Source organism: Longimicrobiaceae bacterium (assembly GCA_035936415.1).
In the GTDB taxonomy this organism is placed as follows: domain Bacteria; phylum Gemmatimonadota; class Gemmatimonadetes; order Longimicrobiales; family Longimicrobiaceae; genus JAFAYN01.
In genome coordinates, this window is sequence record DASYWD010000468.1 from 1 (window position 1) to 6,443 (window position 6,443).

A 6,443-nucleotide genomic window follows, 5' to 3' on the forward strand; every position below is an offset into this window, starting at 1 on the left:
TCCCGCGGGAGGCGCCGCCCCGCTGCGTATCGGACAGGCTGACATACATCTGCAGACATGTATTGACACCACGCGCACGGCGGCGCACATTGGGACATACCGGCTGCAGGGAGAACGGCAGACGCCATTCCCGGCGGATGCACGGCAGCCGGAGCCCTGTACCCCGGAGGAACGATGAGGCGCTTCACCTGGATGGCCGCCCTGACCGCCGTTGCCACCCTCTCCGCCTGCGACGCCACCCCCACCGCTGCGCCCGGGGCCGCACGGCTCCAGGTCACGGCCATGTCGAACCAGGCGCCCGTGGCGGTGCTGGAGCTGACGCGGGCCAAGCCGATGATCGTCAACGGCCATGAGGTGCTGCGGCACTACCTCACCGGGGTCAACTCGTACGACCCGGACGGCAGCATCGCGAGCTACTACTGGAGCTCCAGCTGCGTCTACGTCCCGGACGGCTACAGCAGCACCTACACGGTGGACGTCCGCATGGGCGACACCTGCGAGGTGAACCTGTACGTCACCGACAATCTCGGCGCGCAGGGCCGGGACACGGCCTGGTTCACGCACTGAGCCGCCTTCGGGCGCGCCACGGCCCCGCGTCCCGTCCGGGGCGCGGGCCCGTTCCGTGCCCGCGGGAACCATCCCGTCAGGGCACCTGCACCAGCGTGGGCTCCATGAAGTAGTCGAAGTCGTGCTCGGAGCTGCGCCACGCGCGCACCCGGTAGATCCGGGCCGGCGCGCCGGGGTCCAGCCGGACCCGCTGCCCTGAGCCCTGCCAGAAGTGGCGCTCGCCGGTGAGCAGCTCCTCCACCTCCCAGGGGTCGTGCGGCCCCATCCCCATGACGTCCAGCGGGAACCAGAGCGTGGCCTCGTGCGCCTGGAAGGGATCCAGGTTCACCGCCATGAAGATGATGTTGCTCCGGTCGGGCGTGGCCTTGCCGTAGAAGAGCACGTGGTCGTCGTCCGCCCCGTAGAAGCGCAGGTTGTCGTACTCCTGGAGTGCGGGGTTGGCGCGGCGCACGGCGTTCAGCCGGGTGATGAGCGGGCGGATGTTCCCCGGCCGGTCCCAGTCCCACGCCTTGATCTCGTACTTCTCCGAGTTCAGGTACTCCTCCTTCCCGGGGGCGAGCGGCGTGTTCTCGCACAGCTCGAAGCCGGAGTAGATCCCGTACACCGACGAGAGCGTGGTCGCCAGCACCGCCCGGATCATGAACGCGGGGCGCCCGCCGTGCTGCAGGAACTCGGGGAGGATGTCCGGCGTGTTGGGGAACAGGTTGCCGCGGAAGTACTCCCGCATGGGCCCCTGCGTGAGCTCCGTGAAGTACTCCGTGATCTCGCCCTTGAAGTTGCGCCAGGTGAAGTAGGTGTAGCTCTGCGTGAACCCCGCCTTCGCCAGGGCGCGCATCATCTTGGGGCGCGTGAACGCCTCGGAGAGGAAGATGGTCTCCGGGTGCTCGCGCTGGACCTCGCGGATCATCCACTCCCAGAACTGCACCGGCTTGGTGTGCGGGTTGTCGACGCGGAAGATCTTCACCCCCCGCTCCACCCAGTGCAGGATGACGTCCCGCCACTCCTCCCACTGCTCCTGCCAGTCCTCGCCGTAGAAGTTGAGCGGGTAGATGTCCTGGTACTTCTTGGGCGGGTTCTCCGCGTACTTGATGGTGCCGTCCGGCCGGACGTAGAACCAGCTCGGGTGCTCCTTCGCGTAGGGGTGGTCCGGCGACACCTGGATGGCAAAGTCCAGCGCGATCTCCAGCCCGTGCTCGCGCGCCGCCTCCACCATGCGGCGGAAGTCGTCCTCGCTCCCCAGCTCCGGGTGGATGGCCTTGTGCCCCCCCTCCTCGCTCCCGATGGCGTAGGGGGAGCCCGGCTGGTCCGGCCCCGCGTTCAGCGTGTTGTTCTTCCCCTTGCGGAACTGCAGGCCGATGGGGTGGATGGGCGGGAAGTACAGCACGTCGAACCCCATGTCGCGCACGTAGGGGAGCTTGGCGATCACGTCGTCCCACGTGCCGTGGCGCGCCGGGTCGTCCGACATGGAGCGCGGGAACAGCTCGTACCAGGCCGCGAAGCGCGCCGCCACCCGGTCGGCCTGCACCGGGAGCTCGCGCTCGTAGCTCGTCAGGTCCGAGCGCTCCTGCCAGCGCTCCATGAGCTCCAGCAGCCCCGCGTCCAGCGCCTCCGCCACCCGCTCCGCCTGCGTCCCCTCGGCCACGCCGCGCAGGTACGACTCGATCCGCTCCCGCTCGGTCCCCTCCGCCCGCCCGGCCGCGGCGCGGATCAGCGCCTCCCCCTCCAGCAGCTCGCTCGCCACGTCCTGCCCGGCGTCGTACTTCTTGCGCGTGTCGGAGGCCCAGGTGCCGAAGGCGTCCGTCCACGCCACCACCGTGAACAGGTAGCGGACGTTCTCCGTGACGGGGAACGAGCCGCCCCAGCGGTCGTTGTCCAGGAAGCGCATGGACGCCTCGCGCCACTCCGTCTCGCGCTCGGTGCGGTAGCGCACCGCCGCGGCGATGGCGTCGTGCCCCTCCTTGAAGATGTCGGCCCGCACCTCCACCACGTCCCCCACCTCCCGCTTCACGGCGTAGCGCCCGCAGTCGAGCTCCGGGTACACGTCTTCGATCACGATCTTCCGGCTGGCGTCGATCCTCGGCGGCATCTGCGTCCCTGGCTGTCGGATTGGCTGGTCGGCTGCGAACGCCGCGGCGGGCCGCAAGGGGTGGGCCACAGACGAAGTGCGGGAGTGCGAGGTGCGAGGTGCGGAGGTCGGGCGGGGGCGCCGTTTCCGTAGCCGGCTTATCCCCCGTCTGCTTGACGGTGCAACTAAAGTTGCACATCTTTCAGGCACCACTCAGACCCAGGAGGGAGGGATGGCGACGCTGACGAGCAGGACCCGCGCGCAGGGCGGGTCGATCACGACGACGGTTCCGACCGAGGCCACCCGGAAGATGGGGCTGCAGCCCGGTGGAGAGCTCTACTGGGTCGAGGACGGGATGGGCGGGTACCACGTGCTTCCCTACGACCCCGATGTGGCCGAGGCGCTCCGCGCGCACGAGGAGATCATGGACGAGTACAGGGAGGTGTTCGCCGCGCTCGCCCGGTGATCCCCGAGCCCAAATGGATCAGCCTCAAAACGCTCCAGCTGCTCCACGAGCAGCAGCTGGAGCGTTTTGGCGGGCGTCCCGGCATCCTCGACCGGGGCGTCGTGGAATCCGCGCTGAACCGCCCGAGAAACCGGTACCTCTACGGTGGGGACGAGGTCGATCTCGCCGAGCTCGCCGCGGCGTACCTGTACGCCTTCGCGCAGTCGCAGGGGTTCGCGGATGGGAACAAGCGGACGGCGGTGGCCGCGATGCTCGTCTTCCTCGCGATCAACGGCCACCCGCTTCACGTCCCCGGAGTCGAGCTCTACCAGGTCACGATGGCGGTTGCGGACGAGAAGGTCCGCATGACCGAGGCAGCCGTAGCCGCCTGGCTGCGGGAACACATCTGACATCGTCACCGGCGGCACCCTGCCGAGCGGGCGCGTACGCACGGGGCCCCGGTCCCTTGTCCCCTCCGTTACTTCGGGTCGAAGCCTGCCAGGTCCGGGGAGAAGCCGCGGTCCTGCAGGCCGCGCTCGGCGCGGCGGGGGAAGGCGCGGCGGCCGATCTCCGGGGCGAAGGTCATGGCGGCGGTCCCCACCAGCGAGAGGGCCAGCACCAGGAGCGCCACCAGGGCGGCCAGCTCTCCGTACCCGGCCGCGGCGGCGATCCCCGCCAGGACGATGGAGAACTCGCCGCGGGGGACGAGCGTGAGGCCCAGCGCAAGCGAGGCGCGGGGGCTCAGGCCGTCGCGCTGCCCGATCCACCACCCGGCCGCGACCTTGAGCGCCACGCCCAGGAGCGTCAGCGCCAGGGCGTGCGCCCAGACGTCGGCGAACTCCCCGGGGTCGATGGAGAGGCCGAACCCCAGGAAGAACACGGCCGCGAACAGGCCCTGCAGCGGCGCGAAGAGCCGCTCCGCGCGCTCGCGGTGCGCCGTCTCCGCCAGGGCCAGCCCGGCCAGGAAGGCGCCGATCGCCTCCGAGAGCCCCGCCGCCAGCGCCGCCCAGGACAGGAGCAGCACCACCGAGCCGGAAAGGAGAAGGAAGAGGTCGTCGCTCTCCACGTCGAACGCGCGGTCCAGGAGCGGCCGGGCCCGGAGTGCCACGAGCACCACCGCCCCGAAGAAGAGGAGCGCCTTCCCCACGCCCCAGGCCATCCCCAATGCGTCCGGCTCCGGGACCAGCACCGCGCCCGCCAGCACCGCCAGGAAGAGGGCGATGAACAGGTCCTCGAACACCAGCACCCCCAGCGCCGCCTCGACCTCCGGGTTGGCGGAGCGCTGCATCTCGATCACGCTCTTGGCGATGATGGCGCTGGACGAGATGTAGAACGCGCCGGCCAGCAGCAGCCCGCCGCGGATTCCCCACCCCATCGCCACCCCGGCCACGAAGCCGGCCGGGAAGCACACCGCCAGGTCGATGGCGCCGTTGCGGACGATCCGCCGCCGGTTGCGCAGCAGCGCCCCCAGCGAGAACTCCAGCCCCATGAAGAAGAGGAGGAGCACCACCCCCAGCGTGGCCACCGACTCCACCAGGTGCTCGTCGACGGCCCACGGGCGCACCGCCATCCCCAGCAGGATGAAGGCGGGGATCACCGACTGCCGCAGGAAGCGGAAGAGCAGCCCCGCGAGCGCGAGGGCCCCCAGGATGACGCCCGCGCCGAGGAGAAAGCCTCCGTGCTCCATGGCCGCCCCTCAGTCCGCGTTCCGTCCCCGGAGCAACCCTCCGAAGCGCGTCACCTGCTCGCGGTCGCCGATCACCATCAGCGTGTCCCCGGCCGCGATCTCCTGGTCGGGCTGCGGGTTGGGGATCGCCTTCCCCTGCCGCAGCACCGCGATGACGCTCGCCCCGGTGCGCTCGCGCACGGCGGCCTGCGCCAGCGTCTTCCCGGCGAGCGGCGACGGCGGCTCCACCTTCATCCACTCCACCGAGAGCTGTCCCAGCACCATCTCCATCGACTCGTCGGTGGCGGGCTGGAAGTAGGCACCCCCGAGGACGGCGCCCAGCTTCCGCGCCTCCGCGTCCTCCAGGCGCACCGCGGCGTGCGGGAAGTCCTCCCCCCGCTCGAAGAAGTAGATCTCGCGCGCGCCGGTGTTGTGGATGATGACGGTCAGCCGGTCGCCCGCGTCGGTGGCGCAGGCGAACTTCTTCCCGACGCCGGGAAGGTCATGCTCGCGAATGTCCATGGTCCTCGGTCGGGTTGGAGTCTCCGGAAACCGGAATTCGGCCGGGCACGATGCGCGCCACGGCGTCCCCGGCGGGCGCGTGGGCCGCGCCCGGCTCGGAAGTTGCGCCCGACTGCGTAGAAGGTTTGTGGAACTCAGCTCCGGGCGGAGAGATGCCTCGTCTCCCGTCCGGCGGAGGCAATCGCAACCGGCAAGGGAGGACGAAATGGCGGACATCTCGGTGGGCCCCAGGGACGCGGTCGTGGAGCGGACGGGGTTCCGTCTCAGCTGGGGGGCGATCTTCGCCGGCTTCGTGGTCGCGACGGCGCTGCAGATGGTGCTCTCGCTCCTGGGAATGGCGATCGGCCTGGTCGCCTTCGACCCCGGGCAGGGCGACTCGGTGCGCGCGCTCGGGATCGGCGTGATCGCCTGGTTCGTGCTCACGGCGGTGGTCAGCCTCTTCATCGGGGGGCTCACGACCGGCCGGCTCGCCGGCGTGCTCACCCGCGGGGACGGGCGCCTGCACGGCGTCCTCATGTGGAGCCTCTCGACCCTGCTGGCGCTCTACCTCGTCTCGATGGGAGCGGGGCGGCTCCTGGGCGGGGTCTTCGACGTGCTGAGCCGCACCGCCGCCGCGGCGGCGGGCGGGGTCGCCGGCTCGGTGGGACAGCTCGGGGCGGCGGCGGTGAACCAGTCCGGAGGCCTCGACTTCGGCGCGCTCCAGCGGGAGATCGAGACCACGCTGCAGCAGACCGGCGACCCGGCGCTCCAGCCGGACAGCCTGCGGCAGCAGGCGGGCGCCGTGCAGGGGCAGGCCACCGGAGGCACCGACAACCAGGCGCTCGCGCAGGAGCTCACCGGGCGCATCCGCGCCACCGCGGGGAACGTGGACCGCCAGGACCTCACCAACGTGATCGCCGCGCGCACCGGGATGAGCCGGGCCGAGGCGGAGCGGGTCGCCACGCGGGTCGAGACGGCCGCGGCCAACGCCCGTGGGCAGATCTCCTCCACCGCGCAGGACCTGCAGCAGCAGGCCGGCCAGACGGCGGAGCAGGCGGCGAACGCCGCCAGCAAGGCGGCCTGGGCGGCGCTGCTGGCCCTGGGGCTCTCCCTGGCGGCGGCCGTCTTCGGCGCGGGACGCACCGCGCCGGAGTAGCCCCGCCGCGGAAAGCAGACGTGGAAGGAGGGGGGGGGGGGGG

General features: G+C 71.1%; 7 protein-coding genes. 4 read left to right on the top strand and 3 right to left on the bottom strand.

Annotated elements, in window-relative coordinates; genetic code table 11:
- Window positions 1–174: 174 nt before the first annotated feature.
- Entirely contained in the window at window positions 175–567 is a 393-nt protein-coding gene (locus VGR37_18865; protein ID HEV2149469.1) for a hypothetical protein, read from the top strand.
- A 76-nt stretch (window positions 568–643) separates the two neighbouring features.
- Here VGR37_18865 and VGR37_18870 read toward each other — a convergent pair whose 3' ends face one another.
- The gene (locus tag VGR37_18870) at window positions 644–2,653 is read right to left on the bottom strand and encodes an alpha-1,4-glucan--maltose-1-phosphate maltosyltransferase (GenBank protein HEV2149470.1); all 2,010 of its coding nucleotides are present in this window, start codon (window positions 2,651–2,653) and stop codon (window positions 644–646) included.
- Between the two features lie 211 nt (window positions 2,654–2,864).
- Here VGR37_18870 and VGR37_18875 point away from each other — a divergent pair, with 211 nt between their 5' ends.
- Complete coding sequence (locus VGR37_18875; protein ID HEV2149471.1) at window positions 2,865–3,098, top strand: hypothetical protein; 234 nt, start codon at window positions 2,865–2,867, stop codon at window positions 3,096–3,098.
- Window positions 3,095–3,487 carry a type II toxin-antitoxin system death-on-curing family toxin gene (locus VGR37_18880; protein HEV2149472.1) on the top strand — a complete coding sequence of 131 codons (393 nt, stop codon included), beginning with the start codon at window positions 3,095–3,097 and terminating at the stop codon, window positions 3,485–3,487. Before VGR37_18875 ends, VGR37_18880 begins: the two co-directional genes overlap by 4 nt.
- Window positions 3,488–3,555: 68 nt before the next feature.
- Here VGR37_18880 and VGR37_18885 read toward each other — a convergent pair whose 3' ends face one another.
- Window positions 3,556–4,764, bottom strand: a complete 1,209-nt coding sequence (locus VGR37_18885; GenBank protein ID HEV2149473.1) for a cation:proton antiporter — start codon at window positions 4,762–4,764, stop codon at window positions 3,556–3,558.
- Window positions 4,765–4,773: 9 nt separating this feature from the next.
- On the bottom strand, window positions 4,774–5,265 hold the full coding sequence (locus VGR37_18890; GenBank protein ID HEV2149474.1) for a cation:proton antiporter regulatory subunit: 492 nt from the start codon (window positions 5,263–5,265) through the stop codon (window positions 4,774–4,776).
- A gap of 205 nt (window positions 5,266–5,470) precedes the next feature.
- Between VGR37_18890 and VGR37_18895 the strand changes: the two genes are divergently transcribed.
- A complete protein-coding gene (locus VGR37_18895) occupies window positions 5,471–6,400 on the top strand; it encodes a hypothetical protein (GenBank protein HEV2149475.1) in 930 nt (309 codons plus the stop codon).
- Window positions 6,401–6,443 lie beyond the last annotated feature (43 nt).